At 70.0% G+C, this 22,315-nt stretch carries 14 protein-coding genes and 1 tRNA gene; 12 read left to right on the forward strand and 3 right to left on the reverse strand.

Translation table 11 applies throughout. From position 1 onward, the window contains the following. The first annotated feature begins 219 nt into the window (after positions 1 to 219). The 11 genes from ACTJJ4_RS11245 to ACTJJ4_RS11295 all read left to right on the forward strand — a co-directional run bounded on the left by ACTJJ4_RS11245 (position 220) and on the right by ACTJJ4_RS11295 (position 19,734). Positions 220 to 1,995: a beta-galactosidase gene (locus ACTJJ4_RS11245; protein WP_440943394.1), complete on the forward strand. Its 1,776-nt coding sequence runs from the start codon at positions 220 to 222 to the stop codon at positions 1,993 to 1,995. Beyond that, on the forward strand, positions 1,995 to 2,963 hold the full coding sequence (locus ACTJJ4_RS11250) for a serine hydrolase domain-containing protein (RefSeq protein ID WP_440943395.1): 969 nt from the start codon (positions 1,995 to 1,997) through the stop codon (positions 2,961 to 2,963). Before ACTJJ4_RS11245 ends, ACTJJ4_RS11250 begins: the two co-directional genes overlap by 1 nt. Next, on the forward strand, positions 2,960 to 5,164 hold the full coding sequence (locus ACTJJ4_RS11255) for a beta-galactosidase (protein ID WP_440943396.1): 2,205 nt from the start codon (positions 2,960 to 2,962) through the stop codon (positions 5,162 to 5,164). Before ACTJJ4_RS11250 ends, ACTJJ4_RS11255 begins: the two co-directional genes overlap by 4 nt. Positions 5,165 to 5,507: 343 nt before the next feature. Further along, entirely contained in the window at positions 5,508 to 11,795 is a 6,288-nt protein-coding gene (locus tag ACTJJ4_RS11260; protein WP_440943397.1) for a fibronectin type III domain-containing protein, read from the forward strand. Between the two features lie 118 nt (positions 11,796 to 11,913). Next, the gene (locus tag ACTJJ4_RS11265; RefSeq protein ID WP_285635372.1) at positions 11,914 to 12,264 is read left to right on the forward strand and encodes an L-rhamnose mutarotase; all 351 of its coding nucleotides are present in this window, start codon (positions 11,914 to 11,916) and stop codon (positions 12,262 to 12,264) included. After that, on the forward strand, positions 12,261 to 13,424 hold the full coding sequence (rhaI, locus tag ACTJJ4_RS11270) for an L-rhamnose isomerase (protein ID WP_440943398.1): 1,164 nt from the start codon (positions 12,261 to 12,263) through the stop codon (positions 13,422 to 13,424). Before ACTJJ4_RS11265 ends, rhaI begins: the two co-directional genes overlap by 4 nt. A gap of 2 nt (positions 13,425 to 13,426) precedes the next feature. Beyond that, positions 13,427 to 14,722, forward strand: a complete 1,296-nt coding sequence (locus ACTJJ4_RS11275) for an MFS transporter (protein ID WP_440943399.1) — start codon at positions 13,427 to 13,429, stop codon at positions 14,720 to 14,722. A gap of 33 nt (positions 14,723 to 14,755) precedes the next feature. Next, positions 14,756 to 16,792, forward strand: coding sequence for a bifunctional aldolase/short-chain dehydrogenase (locus tag ACTJJ4_RS11280; protein ID WP_440943400.1), 2,037 nt, complete (start codon positions 14,756 to 14,758; stop codon positions 16,790 to 16,792). Between the two features lie 106 nt (positions 16,793 to 16,898). Continuing rightward, positions 16,899 to 18,299, forward strand: coding sequence for a rhamnulokinase (locus ACTJJ4_RS11285; RefSeq protein ID WP_440943401.1), 1,401 nt, complete (start codon positions 16,899 to 16,901; stop codon positions 18,297 to 18,299). 37 nt (positions 18,300 to 18,336) lie between these two features. Beyond that, positions 18,337 to 18,732, forward strand: coding sequence for a VOC family protein (locus tag ACTJJ4_RS11290; protein ID WP_440943402.1), 396 nt, complete (start codon positions 18,337 to 18,339; stop codon positions 18,730 to 18,732). 93 nt (positions 18,733 to 18,825) lie between these two features. Further along, positions 18,826 to 19,734 (forward strand): DMT family transporter, encoded by a 909-nt coding sequence (locus ACTJJ4_RS11295; RefSeq protein ID WP_440943403.1) that lies wholly within the window; start codon positions 18,826 to 18,828, stop codon positions 19,732 to 19,734. 115 nt (positions 19,735 to 19,849) lie between these two features. Here the strand turns inward: ACTJJ4_RS11295 and ACTJJ4_RS11300 are convergent, their stop codons facing one another. Beyond that, positions 19,850 to 20,887: an NADP-dependent oxidoreductase gene (locus ACTJJ4_RS11300; protein WP_440943404.1), complete on the reverse strand. Its 1,038-nt coding sequence runs from the start codon at positions 20,885 to 20,887 to the stop codon at positions 19,850 to 19,852. 32 nt (positions 20,888 to 20,919) lie between these two features. Next, positions 20,920 to 21,306, reverse strand: a complete 387-nt coding sequence (locus ACTJJ4_RS11305) for a DUF1304 domain-containing protein (protein ID WP_440943405.1) — start codon at positions 21,304 to 21,306, stop codon at positions 20,920 to 20,922. A 79-nt stretch (positions 21,307 to 21,385) separates the two neighbouring features. Between ACTJJ4_RS11305 and ACTJJ4_RS11310 the strand changes: the two genes are divergently transcribed. Further along, positions 21,386 to 21,970, forward strand: a complete 585-nt coding sequence (locus ACTJJ4_RS11310; RefSeq protein WP_440943406.1) for a TetR/AcrR family transcriptional regulator — start codon at positions 21,386 to 21,388, stop codon at positions 21,968 to 21,970. A 233-nt stretch (positions 21,971 to 22,203) separates the two neighbouring features. Here ACTJJ4_RS11310 and ACTJJ4_RS11315 read toward each other — a convergent pair. Beyond that, positions 22,204 to 22,295, reverse strand: a tRNA-Ser gene (locus tag ACTJJ4_RS11315). Positions 22,296 to 22,315: the final 20 nt, after the last annotated feature.

Consider the following 22,315-nt stretch of genomic DNA (forward strand, 5'->3'; position numbering starts at 1 on the left):
CGCTGAGCGCCGCGCTTCCGCCGGCTCGTCCGAGGCCGACGTCATCGAGAACAGGACGTATGCCAGAGACAGGACGATCCTGCGCTAGATCGTCCTGTTCTGAGCGATCCTCCTGTTCTGGTGCGTCCACACTGGTCCCGGCCACGGACGTGCGAACCCGGCGGCGGTCTTCCACTCCGGGACTGTCGCTCAGAAAGCGCTTTCCGATACGCTGAGCGCATGACCTCCCGCTTCACGATCGGCGAGACCGACTTCCTGCTCGACGGCGCCCCGCACCGGATCATCTCCGGCGCCATGCACTACCCTCGCGTGCACCCCGACCTGTGGCGCGACCGCATCCGCAAAGCGCGCCTGATGGGGCTGAACGCGATCGAGACCTACGTCGCCTGGAACGCGCACGAGCCGGTCAAGGGCCAGTGGCGCGAGGACGGCGACGTCGACCTCGGGCGCTTCCTCGACATCATCGCCGAGGAGGGGATGCACGCGATCGTGCGACCCGGGCCCTACGTCTGCGCCGAATGGCACAACGGCGGCCTGCCGACGTGGCTGACCGCCGACCCTTCGTCTCGTTCCTCGCTCAGGGACCGGATGCGGCTGCGCAGCAGCGACCCGGCGTACCTCGCCGAGGTGACCGCGTATCTCGAGAAAGTCAACGCGATCGTCGCACCGCGCCAGATCGACCGCGGCGGCAGCGTGATCCTCGTGCAGATCGAGAACGAGTACGGCGCGTACGGCGCCGACAAGGACTACCTCGAGGCGCTGATCCGCACGACCCGCGACGGCGGGATCACCGTGCCGCTCACCCAGGTGGACCAGCCCATCCCGCACATGCTGCAGGGCGGCGCGCACCCCGAGCTGCACATGACGGGCTCCTTCGGCAGCCGGATCGACGAGCGCCTCGCCACCCTGCGGGAGTTCCAGCCCACCGGTCCGCTGATGTGCATGGAGTTCTGGTGCGGCTGGTTCGACCACTGGGGCGAGAAGCACCACACCACCGCCTTCGCCGACAGCGCCGCCGACCTCGACCGGCTGCTCGCCGCCGGCGCATCGGTGAACATCTACATGGTGCACGGCGGCACGAACTTCGGGCTGACCGCAGGCGCCAACGACTCCGGCCGCTACCTGCCGATGGTCACGAGCTACGACTACGACTCCCCCATCAGCGAGTCCGGCGACCTGACCGAGAAGTTCCACGCCTTCCGCGAGGTGATCGCGAAGCACGCCCCGGTGCCCGACCTGCCCGCCGTCGATCCGACCGAGGCGCCCACGCCGTCCGCCGCGTTCGAGTCGGTCGGCGATCCCCTCGGACTCGTCGCTGTCGATCGGGGCGCGGTCGCGACGCCGCCGACCATGGACGAGCTCGGCTCCGATGTCGTCCTGGTCGAGTACACGACGGATGCCGCAGGCGCCGGCGTGCTCGAGGCCGAGGTGCGCGACTACGCGTGGGTCGAGCGCGACGGCGCACCGGTCGGCCGGCTGCAGCGCGGTATCGGGGACCTGTCGCTGGCGCTGCCGGACGGACGCGCCCTGCGGATGCTGGTGGAGGAGACCGGCCGGGTCAACTACGACCAGAAGATCGGCGAGGCCAAGGGTCTGATCGGCCCGCCTCTGCTCGACGGGACTGCGCTGGGCGGACCGTGGCAGGTGCGCACCTTCGACGTTCCGGCGCTGGGCGCGGCGGTGTCGGATGTCGCTGACGCCACGCCCGTCGCGAGCGGACGCGTCGCGGGACCGGTGGGCCTGCGCGCCGGGTTCGAGCTCGACGAGCCCGCGGATCTCTTCCTCGACACCGCCGGCTGGGGCAAGGGCTACGCCTGGGTCAACGGCTTCTTCCTCGGCAGGTACTGGCGCCGCGGCCCGCAGCGCACGCTCTACGTGCCGGGTCCGGTCACGCGCGCCGGCCGCAACCAGGTGGTCGTCGTCGAGCTGGAGTCGATGACCGATGCCACCGCGCGCTTCCTGCCGCGCCCCGACCTCGGGCACGAGGTGGAGTGATGTCGTCGTACGCGGCAGCCTTCGACTGGGCGCGCCGGCATGTCGAGGCCGAGCGGCTCCCCACCGCCGTGCTCGGGATCGCCACCGCCGACGGCATCGTCGCGCTCGACGGGTTCGGAGCGCCGACGGATGCCGTCTACCCGCTGTTCTCCATCACGAAGGCGCTCCTCGGCATCACCGCCGCGCGGGCCGTCGAGCGCGGACTGCTCACACTCGAGACACCGCTGGCATCCGCCCTGCCGGACTTCGGGGCGAACCGCGACGACGTGGTGCGCCTGCGCCATCTCGTCAGTCACACGTCCGGCATCACCGAGCCGCCGCTCGACACCGGCGTCCCGCTGCGCACCGAGCTGCTCACCCGCGGCCGCGACTTCGCCGCCGGCACCGCCTCCCGGTACTCGACGCTCGCGTTCGAGGGCATCGCCGCACTCACCGAGCAGGCCACCGGCTCGACCTGGGACGACGACACCCGATGGTGGGCGGCGACCGTCGGGGCCGACGGCCTCACGCTCGACCACCGGGGTTCGATGGATGTGCCCGATGCGGCGGCCGGCGGACTCGACCTGGATCGCTTCCGCGCCACCCGCGCGCCGGGTGCAGGTCTGCTGGGGCGCGCCGAGGACCTGCTGCGGATCGGTTCTGAGCTGCTGCGTATCCATGCCGGCAGCACCGACGGCATCCTGGCGCCGGCGACGCTGGACATGATGCTGCGCCCGCTCACGGGCGACATCCCCCGCCTGGACCCGTATCCCGTCGAGCGCGGGCAGGACTGGGGCTTCACCTTCAACCTGCGCTCCCGCGCGCCCGGCCTGATCGACCGCGACGCGTACGGGCACGGCGGCTGGGCGGGCACGGAGTTCTGGGTGCACCCCGGCGCGGGGCTGTGCTGGGTGCTGCTGACGAACCGCGCGGTGCGCGAGGGCGTCGACGCCGACCAGCTCGACAACGCCGTGGTCTCCGGCCGATGATCCACGTCGTGCGGCACCGCGGCTGGCCGGCGGAGGCCTCTCCCAGCGCGCTGCCGGATCCCGCGGAGGCCGCCCTGGGGATCGCCGTCACCGACCGCGCCGTGCTGCGCGACGGCGTGCCATTCGTGCCGGTCTCGGGAGAGATCCACTTCAGCCGCCTCCCCCGCGAGCGCTGGGGCGAGCGGCTGCGGCAGATGCGCGCGAACGGGGTGACGCTGGCATCCGCCTACGTGCTGTGGCTGCACCACTCCCCTCGTCGCGGAGTCGCGCACTTCGACGGCGGGCTCGACGTCGCGGCGTTCATCGACGAGTGCGCCGCGGTCGGACTCGGCGTGGTGCTGCGGATCGGCCCCTGGGCGCACGGGGAGGCGCGCAACGGCGGCTTCCCCGACTGGGTGCAGGATGCCGAGGTCGAGCACCGCAGCGACGACCCGCGCTACCTGGAACTCGTGGCCGAGTGGTTCGCGCAGCTCGCCGCGCATCTGGACGGGCGCGTCCGCCCCGGCGGGCCGGTGCTGGCGATCCAGCTCGAGAACGAGCTCTACGACCGCCCGGAGCACCTCGTCACGCTCAAGCGCCTGGCGCGCGAAGCCGGGATGTCGGCACCCCTCTGGACCGCGACCGCCTGGGGCGGGGCGGACCTGCCCGCGGGCGAGGTCATGCCGCTGTTCGGCGGGTACGGCGACGGCTTCTGGGCCGATCCGGAGGATGACTGGGATCCGTCGTTCCGCGCGCACTACTTCCCCTCGCACGTCTGGGACGATCCCGGCGTGGGCGCCGACGTGCGGGCTGCGCAGGGCTTCGACGCGGCGGCTTCCGAGGCATCCGCCGACACGGCCGCGCTGCTGCGCGGCTTCCCACCCGCCACGTGCGAGCTCGGCGGCGGCATGGCCACCGCGTATCACCGGCGCCCGGTCCTCAGCGGCCGCGACGTGGCCGCTCTCGCGCACGGGAAGATCGGCAACGGGTCGGCCTGGCAGGGCTACTACATGTTCGTCGGCGGGCGGAATCCCGGCCCCGGCCTGCAGGAGACGCAGGCGACGGGCTACCCGAACGACATGGCCGAATGGAGCTACGACTTCCACGCCCCCATCGGCCAGTCCGGCGACCTGCACGGATCCGCCGCCCTGCTGCGTGCCCAGCACGCGTTCCTCTCGGCGTTCGGTCACCGTCTTGGCGGCATGACGTCGACCCTTCCGGAGGTGCGGGCCGAGAGCCTCGACGACACCGCCACGCTGCGCTGGGCGCTGCGGTCGGACGGCACCGAGGGGTTCTGCGTCATCACCCATCATCAGCCGCACATCCCCGTTCAGACGGTCCCGGGCGTGCAGCTGCAGGTCGAGCTCGACGACGAGACGCTGCTGCTCCCGAGCGCACCCGTGGACATCCCGGCCGGCACCATCGCACGTTGGCCGGTGGGACTGCGCGTCGGGGATGCACGGCTGCGGTGGGCCACGGCATCCGCGCTGACGATGCTGCGGGGCGGCATCCTCGTGCTGACCGCGGACCACGGCATTCCTGTCGAGGTCGCCGTCGCCGATGAGGAGCCGCGTGTCGTCGAACCCGGGCTTCACGAGGTCGGCGGACTCGCACTGCTCGTCCTCGCCGACGCCGCAGACGCCTGGGTGCTCGGCGACGAGCTGTGGATCTGCGACGGGCAGCTGCTGTGGGACGGCTCCCGCATCGAAGCGCGCGATGCCACCCGACTGCGCCGCTTCGACGCCGCCTCGCGCAGGTGGGCGGAGATTCCCGTCGGCCGCCCGCCGGAGGCCGTGCCGGTGGGCATCCGCACGGTCCGAGACGCCGGCGACGTCCCGGCCGACCACGGCTTCGGCGGTCCGCGGCACAGCGCGCCCGCGGCGGCGGCGTTCGACGCCCTCGCCGCGGTGTTCGCCCTGGAGCTGCCGGCGTGGGACGGCGATGCGCTGCTCGACATCGACTGGGCGGGCGACGTCGCACAGCTGCGCGTGGACGGCGCGACGGTCGACGATCGGTTCTGGGACGGCACGAGCTGGGCGGTCTCGCTGCGCGATATCGGCGCGGATGCGGGCGGCGCCCTCACCCTGCATGTGCTGCCGCTCTCGCAGCAGAGCACGGTCCACCTGCCGGAGTCCACCCGGCGGAGCAGAGCGGATGCCGCACAGGGCGTGGTCCGTTCGGTGCGACTGCGCACCCGGAGCTCATCCGTCATCGCCGGCTGAGTCGCGGAACGGGAGAACGAGAACCCGCCGCCGACGCGGTCCGTAACGCATCGGCGGCGGGAGTTCGACAGCTCGACGGGGCTGTTCGGCGCCGCGAGCCGTACCGACCGTAACGGATGGCTCCAACGTTGCACAACGGTTTCGCCCGATTCTTTGAAACGTGTCAGAAAACGCTTGCTCAATCTGTGGAACCCGTGCAAGGATCATCGGAAGCAGCTGGGAATGCGTTTTCCAGCTGCCCTCTCCGTGGCCGAGTCCGTACGCGCCCCGGTTCCTCCGACGCGCGCCGCAGTGCTGCGGCGAACGCCGGAACCCCTTTGTCAGAGACGCCCAAGGAGGAACCGTGGACCATTCCACACGTCCTGCACGACCGCTCTTCGCACGACGAACACACTGCACTCTCGCCGCGGCCACGGTCGCCGCCGTCATTGGCGCGGCACTCACCGCGACCCCGGCTGCGGCGACGCTCGCACCCGCGCAGGACGGCAGCTGGAGGTTCGACTTCGGCACCGCCACCAGCCCGGTCGCCGACGGCTACCAGCAGGTGCTCACCACCTCGCGGTACACCGCCGACGCGGGCTGGGGCGTGACCACGGCCGATGGCGTCAGCCTCTTCGACCGCAACCGCACGGGCAACCGCACACCCGCCGACCCGGTCGCCGAGGACTTCATCGCCGGCACAGACTGGGGCTTCCTGCTCGACGGCGTCCCGAAGGGCGAGTACGACGTCACGGTGTCGATCGGTGACGCCCTCGCGGGCACCTCCGGCACGAACGCCACCGTGTCCCTGGAGGGAGTCGCGCAGACGCGCATGACCACCGACAAGGCCGCCACCACCACCCAGACATTCCGCACCGCCGTAGAAGACGGGCAGCTGACCGTCGGCTTCACCGGCAGCGGACTCGGCGCCTACGTGAACGGGCTCGTCGTCACCCCGGTCGTCCCCGCGGTCCCCGCCGATCTCACCCTGGCGCGCGTCGCGTGGAACGCCGTCGACCTCAACTGGAGCGCCGCCGACGGGGCATCCGCGTACCGTGTGCTCCGCGCCCCCGTCACCGGAGACTCGGTCGGCGACTTCGAGCAGCTCGCCGAGACGGACAAGACCACCTTCACGGACTCGGATGTCGCCGAGGGCGACTCCTTCGCCTATGCCGTGCAGGCGGTGAACACCTACGGCGTCACCTCCGCACAGTCGCCGCAGGTGCGCAGCGGAGTGATCCCGGCGCTGGCCAAGCCCGCAACTCCCGCCGACCTGACCGTCTCGAAGGTCTCCAAGACCTCCGTCGCCCTCGGCTGGAGCGCCGCGGCGAACGCCGAGGAGTACGTCATCGAGCGCGCCGGTGCGGACGGGGCCTTCTCGGCCATCGCCACCACCGCGGCGGTCTCGTACGTCGACGAGGTCGACACGACGGCGTCCTGGTCCTACCGCGTCACCGCGCGCAACGCGGCCGGCTCGTCCGAGGCATCCGCCCCGGTCGTCTCGCCCGTCTACACCGCGCCTGCGCCACTGCCGTCGGGCGACCAGGTCGTGTTCGACTTCGGCCCCGGCGCCGTGGCCGAAGGCGCCCTCGGGGTCACGTCGACGACCGTGTACTCCGACGAGTGGGGCTACGGCTTCAGCACCGCCCCGACCGCGGATGCCCCGGACGTCGATCGCGGCGGAGACGACCTGCTGCGCGGCGACCACGTCCAGGCGCAGGGCGGGACGTTCGAGGTCAAGCTCGGCGCCGGCGACTACACCGTGAACCTCATCGCCGGCGATGCGACCGCCGCCAGCGAGATCTCGGTGACCGCGGAGGGCATGGCGAAGGTGCAGACCACCGCCAAGCCCGCGGGCGAATACCTCGAGATGGCGTTCCCGATCGCACTGGTCGACGGCGTGCTCTCGCTCAGGATCGACGGCTCGGCCGCCGCGCTCGACGCGGTCACCATCACCCGGCAGCAGGCGCGCCTCGCAGGCGCGCTGCCCACCGTGTACATCGCCGGCGACTCGACCGTGCAGACCTACGACGCCTCGGCGTACGCGCCTCAGGCGGGCTGGGGCCAGATGATCGACCGGTTCTTCGGCGACGGGGTCGCGTTCAGCAACCACGCGATCGGCGGCCGCAGCTCGAAGAACTTCATCACGCAGGGACGGCTCGACGACATCCTGCGCGGCATCCGCCCCGGCGACTACCTGTTCGTCCAGTTCGGGCATAACGACGCCACGCAGGGCGTCGACGACCGCTACGCATCGCCGGCCGACTACAAGGAGTACCTGCGCACCTATGTGCACGGCGCCCGCCAGCGCGGCGCCACGCCGGTGCTGGTGACCCCGGTGTCTCGCCGCAGCTTCAACGCCGAGACCGGCCTCGCCAACGTCAGCTTTCCCGAGTACGTCGACAAGATGAAGGAGCTGGCGGCCGAGGAGGGCGTCGAGCTCGTCGATCTGTCGGCATCCAGCCGCGCCTATCTGAACGAGATCGGTGCGGAGGCCGCGAAGTCGGTGTTCCTGTGGGTGGATCCGGGCATCTTCCCCAACCGGCCCTCGGGCACGCAGGACGACACGCACTTCCAGGAGTACGGCGCCATCCAGATGGCACGCCTGATCGCGCAGGACTACGCGAGCATCGACGATCCCCTCGCGGCGAAGGTCGAGGACATCGCTCCGCCGGCCGCAGTGCCGCCGGCACCCGAGCGGCTCGTCGCCGGGTCGGTGTCCAACGCGGGAGCGGTGCTGCAGTGGCAGCCGGCCCCGACCGCAGACATCTACCGGATCGAGCGCCAGGCGGTCGCCGACCCCGATCAGGTCTGGTCGCTGGTGACCACCACCACGCAGACCAGCGCCATCGTGCAGGGTCTCGCCGAGGGCACGGGCTACCGCTACCGCGTCTTCGCGGTGAACGGCCGCGGTACCTCGGATGCCTCGAACACGGTCACGTTCACCACGAAGCAGGCGAAGTGGAAGTTCGACTTCCAGCTCGCAGGCAACCCGCTCATGGCCGGATACACCGAGGTGAATCCGGATGACGCCTACAGCAAGGAGACCGGCTTCGGGTTCGCGACCGCGCTCCCCGCGACGGCCGGCCGCGACCGCGGCGACAGCGGCGGCGCGAACGACCTCCAGCGCGACTTCATCCTCCCCGGCGACTCCAGCGAGTTCGTGCTCGACGTGCCCAACGGCACCTACTCGGTGAAGACGTACTCGGGTGACTGGATCGGCTCCACGAAGACGAGCTTCGACATCGAGGGCAAGGCCTTCGGCGCCGGCAACGCGGGCAAGGGCTCGGTCAACGAGTCGGTGCGCGGACCGGTGCTGGTCACCGATGGACAGCTGAACGTCCGCGTCTACGGCGCCGCCGCAGGCACGCGCCTGAACGGCCTGGAGGTCACGCCGATCCTGCTCGGACCGGCAGGGCTCAAGGTCACCGACGTCAACGCCGACCCCGCCGCACCCGCCGTGCAGCTGGAGTGGACGAGCGAATCCGACCTGACCTGGAACGTCTACCGCACCTCGCAGTTCGAGAAGAAGGCGACGAAGGTCGGCGAGAGCACGACGGCGTCGTTCGCCGACACGACGGCGCGCATCGGCCTGGGCTACACCTACTACGTGACGGCGATCGACCAGACCGGACTGGAGTCGGTGCCCTCGGCATCCGTCCCGGTCTCGTTCGTCGACCCCGACGTCGCCGTTCCGACCGCGCCGACCGGCCTGGCCGTGGATCGACTCGAGAAGCGCGAGGTCGAGCTCTCCTGGGCGCAGCCGAGCACCGCGCTGTACGCGATGGTGTTCCGGTCCGAGGTCGACGGCGAGCGCGGTGAGCTGGTCGGCTTCTCCGCGACGAATCACTTCGTCGACAGCAGCGTCCTCACCACCATCCCGTACCACTACACGGTGGTCGCGGTGAACGCGGGCGGTGCGGGTGCGGCATCCGATCAGCTGACGACGGATGCGGCCACCGTGCTGCAGCGCCAGGCCGAGTACCTGGATCGCGCGCCGGTCGCGGTGAGCACCGCCGACGGCACGCTGGTGAGCTGGCGGATGCTGGGGACCGACCCCGACGCGATCGCCTTCCACGTCTACCGCGACGGCAAGCGCATCACCGACGAGCCGATCACGAGCTCGACGAACTACCTCGACGAGAAGGGCTCGGCGGACTCGCAGTACTTCGTCACGAGCGTGCTGGACGGACGCGAGGTCACCGTCACCAGGACGTTCGGCGTGCAGAAGGGCGACTACCTCTCCGTTCCGCTGGACCGACCTGCCGACACGTACTCGAAGGACGGCCAGCCGATCACGTACCGCGCGAACGACGCGAGCGTGGGCGACGTCGACGGCGACGGGCAGTACGAGCTGTTCGTGAAGTGGGACCCGTCCCGCTCCAAGGACAACTCGCAGTCCGGCTACACCGGCAACGTGTTCCTGGACGCCTACCGCCTCGACGGCACCCGGCTGTGGCGGGTCGATCTCGGAGCGAACATCCGCGCCGGCGCGCACTACACGCAGTTCCAGGTGTTCGACTACGACGGCAACGGCCGCGCCGAGGTGATCATGAAGACCGCCGACGGCACGATCGACGGCACGGGCCAGGTGATCGGCAACGCCAGCGCCGACTACCGCAACAGCTCCGGCTACGTGCTCACCGGACCGGAGTACCTGACGGTGTTCGACGGTGCGACGGGCAGGGCGATCGACACGGTCGACTACGTGCCGGCACGCGGCGACGTCGGCGCCTGGGGCGACACCTACGGCAACCGGGTCGACCGCTTCCTGGCGGCGACCGCCTACCTCGACGGCGAGCACCCGAGCGCGATCTTCAGCCGCGGCTACTACACCCGCGCGGTGATGGCGGCCTACGACTTCGACGGCTCCCAGCTCGTGCAGCGGTGGGTGCTCGACTCGAACGACCCCGGCAACGAGGGGTTCTACGGGATGGGCAACCACAACCTGTCGGTGGCCGACGTCAATGGCGATCAGAAGGACGAGATCGTGTACGGCTCGGCGACGGTGGACGACGACGGCACGCTGCTGTACTCGACGGGCCTCGGTCACGGCGATGCGCTGCACGTGTCGGACCTGATCCCCTCGCGACCGGGCCTGGAGGTGTTCGCCGCGCATGAGGAGATGCACGCGTCCGGCAACCGGGGCGCGACCATGCGCGATGCCCGCACGGGTGAGGTGCTCTGGTCGATCCCGGCCACGAAGGACACCGGCCGCGCGGCCGCCGCGGACATCGACCCGCGGTACGAGGGCGCCGAGGGCTGGGCCGTGGGCGGCGACGCCGCGTGGAACTCCCCGGTGGGCCAGCTGAAGTCGGCCTCGGGAGAGCTGATCTCCGAGAAGATCCCGGCGGCGAACTTCCTCGCGTGGTTCGACGGCGACCCGCTGCGCGAGATCGTCGACCACGACTTCGACACCGACACCCGCAACGGCGTGCCGACCGTGTCGAAATGGAACTGGGAGACCGAGCAGTCCGATGTGATCCTGAAGGCGGAGGGTGCCCGCACGAACAATGACACGAAGGGCAACCCGAGCCTGCAGGCCGACCTGTTCGGCGACTGGCGCGAGGAGATCGCGTGGCGGTCCGACGACTCCAGCGAACTGCGGATCTACTCCACGACGGATGCCACGGATCTGCGTCTGCGCACGCTGATGCACGACCCGGTGTACCGGTTGTCGGTCGCCTGGCAGAACACCGGCTACAACCAGCCGCCGCAGACCAGCTTCTTCCTCGGCGAGGGGATGACGGAGCCCGCGGCGCCGCGGATCGCGGTGACCGGTGACCACACCGGCGCGACCGACACCACCGCCCCCGTCCTGGCCGGACTCCCGGCCGACGGTGCGCTGCTGGCCAGCTCGGCGTCGTTCACGGTCGGGGTCACGGCCTCGGATCCGGAGTCGGGCGTGCGCAACCTCGACATCGCGTTCGACGGCGAGCCCGTCGCGCCGGGTCAGGTGCTCCCGCTCGACGGCCTGGTGGGCCCGCACACCCTCACGGTGAACGCGGTCAACCACGACGGCCTGGTCACCAGGGCATCCGTCTCGCTGCTGGTGTTCGACGACGAAGGGGCGAAGTCGGCTCCCGGCCGAGGCGCGCTCTCGACGGACTCCGGCTGGGACACCGGTCTGCACGACGGTGACTACACGGTGTCGATGAATCTGTGGAGCGGTGTCAACGGCGCGGTGTTCAAGCTCTACGAGAACGGCGAGCTGATCTCGACCAAGCTGCTGGACGCGAACTCGCCGAAGGCGCAGCTCACCACGGTGGCTGTGAGCGGCAAGCCGAACGGCATCTACGTCTACACCGGTGAGCTGATCAACGCGAAGGGCAGCACGGCGACCACGTCGGTCACCGTGAAGGTGACGGATGCCGCACCGGGCGTGCCCGTGGTGAGCCACGACAACAAGGACAAGGACGGGAACTACACCGTGTCCGCGGATCTGTGGTGGGGCACCAACGCCACCTCGTACCGGCTGTACGAGAACGGGAAGGTGATCGACGAGCAGAGCCTGGTCGCGGCTTCGCCGAACGCCCAGCACGTGAGCACGGCGATCACCGGACGCGCCTCCGGGACCTACCAGTACGTCGCCGAGTTCATCAACGCGGCCGGCACCACGAAGTCGAAGGCGGTGACCGTCACGGTGCGCTGAGGACGAGGCGAACACTCCGGGGTCGGATCGCTTGACAGGGCGATCCGACCCCGGATATGTTTACATGAAACGATTCAAGAGACATCGGACCATCACATCGATGTGAGAGGACGTCACCATGACCCGAGTCGGGTTCCAGCTGCAGGTGCGGCCCGAACTGCTCGACGAGTACCTCGCACGGCACTCCCCGGTATGGCCGGAGATGCTGGCCGAGATCGCCGCCGCGGGCCGCCGCGACTACTCGCTCTTCCTCGCGCCCGGAGGTGTGCTCTTCGGGTACTACGAGACCGACGACGATGCCGCCGCACAGGCCTATCTCGCAGCATCCGAGGTCGCCGCCCGCTGGGAGGCCGAGATGGCGCGGTTCTTCGTCGGCCTCGAAGGACGGCCCGACCAGGCCGCCACACCCCTCACCGAGGTCTTCCACCTCGAGACGCAGCTCGCCGCAGCAGAAAGCACCGAATCATGAGCATCCTCACCCCCGAGATCCTGTCCGAGCTCGAGAAGCAGGCGATCGAGCTCCCCTCCTGGGCGTTCGGCAACTCCGGCACCCGGTTCCGAGTGTTCGGCACCCCCGGCACGCCGCGCGACCCCTTCGAGAAGATCGCGGATGCCGCGCAGGTGCACGAGCACACCGCGCTGGCGCCCAGCGTGGCCCTGCACATCCCGTGGGACACCTGCGACTTCGGCGACCTGCGCAAGCACGCCGAAGACCTGGGCGTGACGCTCGGCACGGTCAACTCGAACACGTTCCAGGACGAGGACTACAAGTTCGGCGCGCTCACGCATGAGGATGCCGCGGTGCGCCGCAAGGCCATCGACCACCACCTCGCGTGCATCGACGTGATGGACGCCACCGGCAGCCGCGATCTCAAGATCTGGCTGGCCGAGGGCTCGAACTACCCGGGCCAGGCCGACATGCGCGGACGGCAGGACCGGCTGAACGAGTCGCTGCGCGAGATCTACGCCCGCCTCGGCGATGACCAGCGGCTGGTGCTGGAGTACAAGTTCTTCGAGCCGGCGTTCTACCACACCGATGTCCCCGACTGGGGGACGAGCTACGCGCAGGTGTCCACGCTGGGCGAGAAGGCGATGGTGTGCCTGGACACCGGGCACCACGCCCCCGGGACGAACATCGAGTTCATCGTGATGCAGCTGCTGCGCCTGGGCAAGCTCGGCTCGTTCGACTTCAACTCGCGCTTCTACGCCGACGACGACCTGATCGTCGGCGCCGCCGACCCGTTCCAGCTGTTCCGCATCCTGTTCGAGGTCGTCCGCGGCGGAGGTCTGAACAACCCCGACGTCGCGTTCATGCTCGACCAGTGCCACAACATCGAGGACAAGATCCCCGGACAGATTCGCTCGGTGCTGAACGTGCAGGAGATGACCGCGCGCGCACTGCTGGTCGACCGCGAGGCTCTCGCCGCGGCCCAGAGGGCGGGCGACGTGCTCGGCGCCAACGCCGTCTTCATGGATGCCTTCTACACCGACGTGCGTCCGGCGCTGGCCGAGTGGCGCGAATCGCGCGGGCTGCCCGCCGATCCGATGGCGGCGTTCGCGGCATCCGGCTATCTGGAGCGGATCGCGGCCGACCGGGTCGGCGGCGTGCAGGCGGGTTGGGGGGCCTGAGCATGAACACGCAGAAGCGAACGCTCACCGCATGGAAGGCCACGATCGCCGTGGCCATGTCCAACTACATCGAGGCCGGAGCGATCATCGCACTGGCCACCAGCCTCACGCTCTGGCAGGGCGAGTTCGGTTTCGACGACGGGGCCGTCGGCCTGGTCGCGGCGCTCAGCGCCAACGCTTTCGGCGCGGCGATCGGCGCGGCCATCGGAGGCCCGCTCTGCGACCGACTCGGGCGCAAGTTCATCTACACGTACGACCTGATCGTCTTCATGATCGGCGCACTGATGGTGACGTTCTCGCCGAACTTCGCCGTGCTGCTGATCGGCGTCGTCCTCATGGGCATCGCGGTCGGCGCGGGCGTGCCCGCCTCGTGGACCTACATCGCCGAGGAAGCGCCGAGCGAGCAGCGCGCGGCGCACGTCGGCACCGCGCAGCTGGCGTGGTCGATCGGGCCCGCCATCGGCTTCCTGCTGGCGGTCGTGCTCGGTCCGCTCGGCATCGTGGGCTCGCGGATCATCTTCTTCCACCTGTTCGTGATCGCGGCCGTCACCTGGTGGGTGCGCCGCGGCCTGCCCGAGTCCGCCCGGTGGAAGGCGCAGCGCGAGACCGCGCAGGAGCAGGGCGAGAAGGTGTCGCTGTTCTCCGGCATCCGCGGCCTGCTCTCGGATCGCCGCAACCTGGGCGCGCTGCTGTTCCTGCTCGGCGTGTACGGCCTGTGGAACACGGTGGCCGGTCAGGCCGGCATCTTCCAGCCGCGCGTCTACGACGCCGCGGGTCTGCACGACGCGACCCAGCAGAACCTGCTGCAGGTGCTGGTGTGGACGCTCACCGCAGCGGCGACCTACTTCGGCTTCATGCGCTTCGGCGACCGGGTCAGCCGCCGGTGGCTGTACTTCGGCGGCGCGCTGCTCGGCGTCATCGCCTGGGTCGTGCTCGTCTTCGCCCCTCCCGGACTCGCCTCGCTGCTGTTCTTCGCCATCGCTTGGGGCATCTCGGCCGGCATCGGCGCGCAGGCCTTCTACGGCCTGTGGACCGCGGAGCTGTTCGCCACGAAGTACCGCGCGAGCGCACAGGGGATGCTGTTCATGCTCGCCCGGGTCATGGTCGGCCTGCTGAGCCTCGTCTTCCCCGTGCTGCTCACCAGCTGGGGCCTCCCCCAGCTCGGCCTGCTGATCATCGGCCTGCTGGTCGCGGCACTGCTGATCGGCACCATCTGGGCTCCCCGAACCGAAGGCAAGTCTCTCGAGCAGATCGAACGCGAGCGCTACGGCGAGCGCGTCGACGCCGATCTCGTCTGACACAATCTCCGAATCTCCGAAGGACTCCTCCTCATGACGAACCCCACTGCCGCCGCCCTCATCGCCCGGTCGAACCGGCTCGGCGCCGACCCGAAGAACACCAACTACGCCGGCGGCAACACGTCCGCCAAGGGCACCGAGACCGACCCGGTCACAGGGCAGCCCGTCGAGCTGCTGTGGGTCAAGGGCTCCGGCGGCGACCTCGGCACGCTCACCGAGCAGGGGCTGGCCGTGCTGCGCCTGGATCGCATGCGCTCGCTGGTGAACGTCTACCCCGGAATCGACCGCGAGGACGAGATGGTCGCCGCCTTCGACTACTGCCTGCACGGCAAGGGCGGCGCAGCCCCGTCGATCGACACCGCGATGCACGGGCTCGTGGATGCCGCGCACGTCGACCACCTGCACCCCGACAGCGGCATCGCGATCGCGACCGCCGCCGACGGCCCGGAGCTGACCGCGAAGATCTTCGGCGACAAGGTCGTGTGGGTGCCGTGGCGCCGCCCCGGCTTCCAGCTCGGTCTCGACATCGCCGAGATCAAGAAGCAGAACCCGGATGCCGTGGGCTGCATCCTCGGCGGACACGGCATCACCGCCTGGGGCGACACCTCGGAGGAGTCCGAGAAGAACTCGCTGTGGATCATCGACACCGCCGCCGCGTACATCACGTCGAACGGCAAGGAGCAGCCCTTCGGCGGCATCCGCCCGGGCTTCGAGGCGCTGCCGGATGCGGAGCGCCGGACCCGCGCCGCGGCCCTCGCCGCGACCGTCCGCGGCATCGCCTCCACCGACAAGCCCATGGTCGGGCACTTCACGGACGCCGCCGTGGTCACCGACTTCCTGGCATCCGAGAAGGCACCCGCGCTGGCCGCCCTCGGCACCAGCTGCCCCGATCACTTCCTGCGCACCAAGGTCAAGCCGCTGATCCTCGACCTGCCGGCGACCGCGTCGGTCGACGAGCAGATCGCTCGCCTGCACGAGCTGCACGCCGAGTACCGCGCCGACTACCAGGCGTACTACGACGCGCACGCCACCCCTGAGTCCCCCGCGATCCGCGGTGCCGACCCGCTGATCGTGCTGATCCCGGGCGTGGGCATGTTCTCCTACGGGGCCAACAAGCAGACCGCACGCGTCGCCGGCGAGTTCTACGTCAACGCCATCAACGTCATGCGCGGTGCGGAGGCGCTCTCCACGTACTCCCCCATCTCGGATGCTGAGAAGTTCCGCATCGAGTACTGGGCGCTGGAAGAGGCGAAGCTGCAGCGCATGCCGAAGCCGAAGAGCCACCAGGGCCGCATCGCGTTCGTGACGGGCGCGGCATCCGGCATCGGCAAGGCGATCGCGACCCGTCTCGCCGCCGAGGGCGCGTGCGTGGTCGTCGCCGACCTCGACCTGGAGAAGGCGCAGGCCGCCGCAGCCGAGCTCGGTGGCACCGACGTCGCGATCGGCGTCGCGGCGAACGTCGCGGATGCGGATGCCGTGCAGGCCGCGCTCGACGAGGCCGTGCTGGCGTTCGGCGGCGTGGACCTGGTCGTCAACAACGCCGGCCTCTCGCTGTCGAAGCCGCTGCTGGAGACCACCGAGAAGGACTGGGACCTGCAGCATGACGTGATGGCGAAGGGCTCCTTCCTGGTGTCGAAGGCCGCCGCGAAGGTGCTGATCGAGCAGAAGCTCGGCGGCGACATCATCTACATCTCCTCGAAGAACTCCGTCTTCGCCGGCCCGAACAACATCGCCTACTCCGCGACCAAGGCGGACCAGGCGCACCAGGTGCGTCTGCTGGCGGTGGAGCTCGGCGAGCACGGTGTGCGCGTGAACGGCATCAATCCCGACGGCGTCGTGCGCGGCTCGGGCATCTTCGCCTCGGGCTGGGGCGCGAACCGTGCCGCGACCTACGGGGTGGCCGAGGAGGACCTGGGTCAGTTCTACGCCAACCGCACGATCCTCAAGCGCGAGGTCGTGCCCGAGAACGTCGCGGACGCCGTGTACGTGCTGACCGGCCCCGAGCTCTCCCGCACCACGGGCCTGCACATCCCCGTCGACTCCGGCGTCGCCGCGGCCTTCCTGCGATGAGCGCTACGCGTCGACAGCACGGGATCTCGCCGAACGCACGGGAGGTTCGCGTGAACGTCCGGTGCGCCCGACGAGATGTCGTGCTCTCGACGATCGGATGCCTGGGATGAGCGCCGCCAGCGCCTTCGCAGCGGTCGACCTCGGCGCCACGAGCGGCCGCGTGATGATCGGGCGCGTGCACGACGATCGCGTCGAGCTCGAGCCGGTCTCGCGCTTTCCGAACGGCCCGGTCGAGCGCGAGGACGGACTGCACTGGGACTTCGGCGCGCTCTTCGAGAACGTCGTCGAGGGGCTCGCCGAGGCGGTGCGCCGTGAGCCGGGCATCCGGAGCATCGGCATCGACTCGTGGGCAGTGGACTATGGTCTGCTGCGCGACGGAGAGCTGGTGGCGGAGCCGTTCCACTACCGTGATGCGCGCACCGGACGCGGCGTGGACGAGGTGCACGAGATCGTCCCGTTCGAGCAGCTGTACCGCCGCAACGGCCTGCAGTTCCTGCCGTTCAACACCCTGTACCAGTACCGGATCGACGGGCATCTCGCGCAGGCGGACGCCGCGCTGCTGATCCCCGACCTGATCGCCTTCCTGCTGACCGGCCGGCAGGTCGCGGAGCGCACGAACGCCTCCACGACCGGTCTGCTGGACGTGCACACCTCGGAGTGGGACCTCGAGCTCGCCGAGCGGCTCGGCATCCCGGTCGGCGTCCTTCCCGAGCTCGTCGATCCGGGAACCGTGATCGGCACGCTGCGGCCGGAGCTCGCACGCCGAGTCGGCGCGGAGCTGCCGGTGGTCGCGGTCGGATCGCACGACACGGCATCCGCTGTCGTCGCCGCTCCGCTGTCCTCACCGCATTCCGCGTACATCTCGTGCGGGACGTGGGGGCTGGTCGGGCTGGAGCTGGCCGAGCCGGTGGTGACGGATGCCGCTCGTGCGGCGAACTTCACCAACGAGCTCGGCGTGGACGGCCGCATCCGCTTCCTGCACAACGTCACCGGCCTCTGGCTGCTCAGCGAGACCGTGCGCGCATGGGAGGCGGAGGACGGCGCACCGATCGACCTGCCGTCGCTGCTGTCGCAGGCGGCGGATGCCGACGGCGAGACGCCCCTGTTCGACGCGAACGATCCGTCGCTCAGCGCGCCCGGCGACATGCCGGCACGCATCACGGCGCTGCTCGGACCGGCTGCGCCGACCTCGCGACCGGCCTTCGCCCGCAACATCGTGGAGTCGATCGCGGCGGCGTTCGCGGATGCCGTGCGAACGGCATCCGCTCTGTCCGGCCGCGAGATCGACAGCATCCACCTGGTCGGCGGCGGCTCGCTGAACCGACTGCTCTGCCAGGCGACGGCCGATCGCACCGGGCTTCCGGTGCTGGCCGGCCCCGTCGAAGCAACAGCGCTCGGGAACGTGCTGATCCAGGCGCGCGCCGCGCAGGATCCGCAGGCCTCTCTGGAACAGCTGCGCGACATCGTCGCGGCGAGCCAGAGCCCGCTCCGGTACGACCCGCGCTGACCTGGACACCGAGCCCGCACGGGCGCATGCTGAAGCGATGAGCGCATTCCAGACGACCCACGCCTTCAGCGGCTTCAGCGTCGACGATGTCGACGCCGCACGCACCTTCTACGGTGAGACGCTCGGACTCGAGGTCACGACCAATCCGATGGGCTTCCTCGACATCCGCCTGCCGCAGGGCGGCTCGATCCTCGTGTACGGCAAGCCGAATCACACGCCGGCGAGTTTCACGATCCTGAACTTCCCGGTCGAGGACGTCGAGGCCGCGGTCGACGAGCTGAACTCCCGCGGGGTCGTGACGAAGATCTACACCGATCCCGACTTCGGCACGGATGCCAAGGGCATCGCGCACGGCGGACCCGGGCGCGGCCCCGACATCGCCTGGTTCACCGACCCCGCGGGGAACGTGCTGTCCGTGCTCGCGATGGGGTGACCGCGCGATCGGGCGGGAGCGGATGCCGTACGCTCGCCTCAGGAGACCCTTCCGCCCGCAGAGGAGCCGCATGACGACCACGCGCGCTTCGCGATGAGCCGGCGCTCCAGCGGCATCCTGGCCGTCGCCGTCACCTCGGTATTGTGGGGCACCACGGGCACCGCCGCCACGTTCGCCCCGGCCGCGAGCCCGCTCGCGATCGGATCCGCCGCGCTCGGCATCGGCGGGCTGCTGCAGCTCGCCGTCGCCTGGCGCGCCGTGACCGACGGCCGCGCACGGCTGGCGCAGTACAGAGGCGTCATCCTCGCCGCCGGACTGGCCGTCGCGGTCTATCCGCTCGCGTTCTACGCGTCCATGCATCTGGCCGGTGTGGCGATCGGGTCGGTCGTGTCACTGGCGTCCGCTCCCCTGTTCTCCGGAGCGCTGGAGGCCGTCATCGACCGGCATCGTCCCGATGCACGGTGGGTCGTCGCGGTCGTGCTCGCGGTCAGCGGCGGGACCGCCCTGATCCTCTCGCACGAGGTCGGGAGCGGTTCGAACGTCGTCCTCGGCGTCGCGCTCGGTCTGGTGGCGGGCGCGACCTACGCACTGTACTCCTGGGCCGCGAGGCGGCTGATGGATGCCGGAATCGAGCGCGCGGCGGCGATGGGCGCCGTCTTCGGTCTCGGCGGACTGCTGCTGATGCCGGTGCTGTTCGTCACCGGTGCGCCGCTGATCGCGTCGCCGCAGGCCTTCGCGGTCGCGGCCTACATGGCTCTCGTGCCGATGTTCCTCGGCTACCTGCTGTTCGGCTTCGGGCTGGCCCGGATCCCGGCGAGCACGGCGACCACGGTGACGCTGCTGGAACCGGCCGTCGCGACGCTGCTCGCCGTGCTCGTCGTGGGCGAGCGGCTCTCGGCGGTCGGCTGGGCCGGGATGACCGCGATCGCCGCCTCACTGCTGGTGCTGAGCCTGCCCGCGCGGGCAGGCGGACCTGGCGACCGGTCCGCGCCGATGCCGTGAGCGAGGCGCTACGGCCATGCGGGGCATGCTCTCGTTCTCGGATGCCGCCGAGGCCTTCGGCGCCTCAGTCCGTCCCTGCGCCCGAAGCACCCAAGGCCCGCGGCGTCCGGTGCGCTCAGGCGCGCGCGTCGGTCTCGTCGGCGGCGATGCGGACGAGCATCTTGCCGGTGTTCGCGCCGCGCATCATGTCGAGGAACGCGTGCACGGTGTTCTCGATGCCGTCGACGATCGTCTCGTCGTAGGCGATCCTCCCCTCGGCGAACCACGCCGTCATCTTCTCCTGGAACTCGGAGGCGAGGCCGAGGTGCGCCGCGAGCGTGAAGCCCTTCAGCGTCAGGGCGCGGGTGATGATGTTGGCCAGGTTGTCGGGCCCCGGGGCGCGGTCGGTCGTGTTGTACCCGGCGATCGCCCCGCAGAGCGCGGCGCGGCCTCCGTCGTTGAACGCGTCGAGCGCCGCCTCCAGGTGGTCGCCTCCGACGTTGTCGAAGAACACGTCGATGCCGTCCGGTGCCGCCGCGGCGAGCTGGGATCGCACGTCGCCGTCCCGGTAGTTGAAGGCGGCGTCGTAACCGTACTTCTCGGTCAGGAGCGCGACCTTCTCGGGTGTGCCCGCGGAGCCGATGACCCGCCCGGCCCCGAGCAGCTTGGCGATCTGACCGACCGCCGTCCCCACCGCGCCCGCCGCTCCGGAGACGAACACGGTGTCCCCGGGCTTCAGGCCCGCGATCGCGGTGAGCCCGACATAGGCGGTCAGGCCGGTCATCCCGAGGATGTGCAGTCGCAGAGACGAAGGGAGCCCGGGAACGTCGGGCACGGCGCGGAACGTCGACGCGTCGGCCTGGACCACATCCGACCAGCCGTGCTGATGCAGGACCAGCGTGCCGACCGGGAGTTCGGGGGCCGCGGAGACGATGACCCGGCCGATCGCGCCTCCGGTGATCGTCTCACCCAGAGCGAACGGCGCGACATAGCTGCGGACGTCGTTCATGCGTCCCCGCATGTAGGGGTCGACCGAGACGAACTCGTTGCGCACCCGCACCTCGCCGGCGGAGGGGGCTTCGTAGACCACCGTCGCGGTCTGGAAGTCGTCGGGCGTCGGCCATCCGACCGGGCGCTTCGCGAGCTGGATCTGGGTGTTCAGAGCGGTGGACATGGAACTCCTTCGTGATGCTGCTGTCGGCCGGGTCAGAGCGTGACGCCGAGCGCGAGGATGATGACCGCGACCGCGGGGATGACGCCCTGCTTCAGCGCCGCACCCCGCTTGTCCGGCGAGGAGAGCAGGAGCACGATCGCAGCCGCGGCCATCGAGCCCGCCCCGACGAACACGAGCGTCGCGCCGACGGCGTGCGCGCCGACGGCGAAGAAGACGATGCCCGTGAAGACCGAGATCGCGAGGAACAGGTTGTAGAACCCCTGGTTGAAGGCCATGGACTTCGTCGCCAGAGCCTCCTCCTCCGTCACTCCGAACGTCGCGCGCACTCGCGGCGTGGTCCATATCAGCGACTCCATGACGAAGATGTAGACGTGCACGAGCGCCGCGAGACCGGCGAGTATCAGACCTGCGACCACCATGGTGACTCCTCCGTGAAGCGTTTCTGTAATGATCTGTCCAATATATACTGGACTGACCGTTACACAAAAAGGAGCGCTCATGGCACGCACACCGAGCTTCGACCGCGAAGCGGTGGTCCGTGCCGCCCGCACGCTGTTCTGGACGGTCGGCTATGAGAGCGCTTCGATCCCCGACCTCGAGGCCGCCACAGGCCTCAGCCGCTCCAGCATCTACAACGCGTTCGGCTCGAAGCGCGGCCTGTTCGACGCCGCTGTGCAGAGCTACCTCGACGAGGTCGTCCGCCCGCGACTGCGGCCCCTGTCCGGCGAGGTCGTCGATCCCGACGCGATCATCGCGTATCTGCAGGGCCTGCGCGACGCATTCGGCACTCTCGACTCGATGCCGGCATCGCACGGATGCCTCCTGGTGAACGCCGCCGGTGCCCCGATCGCGCACGACCAGAAGGTCGCCCAGGTGATCTCCGACTATCGTGCGGAACTCCGCGACGCCTTCGCCCGCGGGGTGCACGCGCACGCGCCCGACCTCGACGCAGCGGAGCGGGAACGACTGGTCACCGCGATCACGAGCAGCGTCGTCGCCGCCTTCGCCCTGGCTCGGATCGACCCGGCCGAGGCGGGGCGAGGTATCGGCTCAGCGATCGAACTCCTCGCCCGGGAGACGTGACAGCAAATGATCCCTCGACCGGACTTCGTCCGATCTCGGGATCTTTGGCGGAGACGGAGGGATCTGAGTCCCTCGCGGCCACTCCACGCGCCGCGCGTTGCAGAGATCGGCTTGCGTCCGGTGAGAAGGGCGGCGCGCGGAGCCTCCGGCCGCGTGGGGCCCTGTTGTTCGAAGTGCCACCCGCCTACGGCAAAAATCTGAGCCCCAGGACTGCGTCCCGGGGCTCAGATTCTTGGCGGAGACGGAGGGATTTGAACCCTCGGTCCCCTTGCGAGGACTCCACCTTAGCAGGGTGGTGCACTAGGCCTGACTATGCGACGTCTCCATGTGCTCGAACCGAATCGA

The sequence above is a fragment of the Microbacterium sp. 22195 genome (assembly GCF_052056515.1).
Taxonomy (GTDB): domain Bacteria; phylum Actinomycetota; class Actinomycetes; order Actinomycetales; family Microbacteriaceae; genus Microbacterium.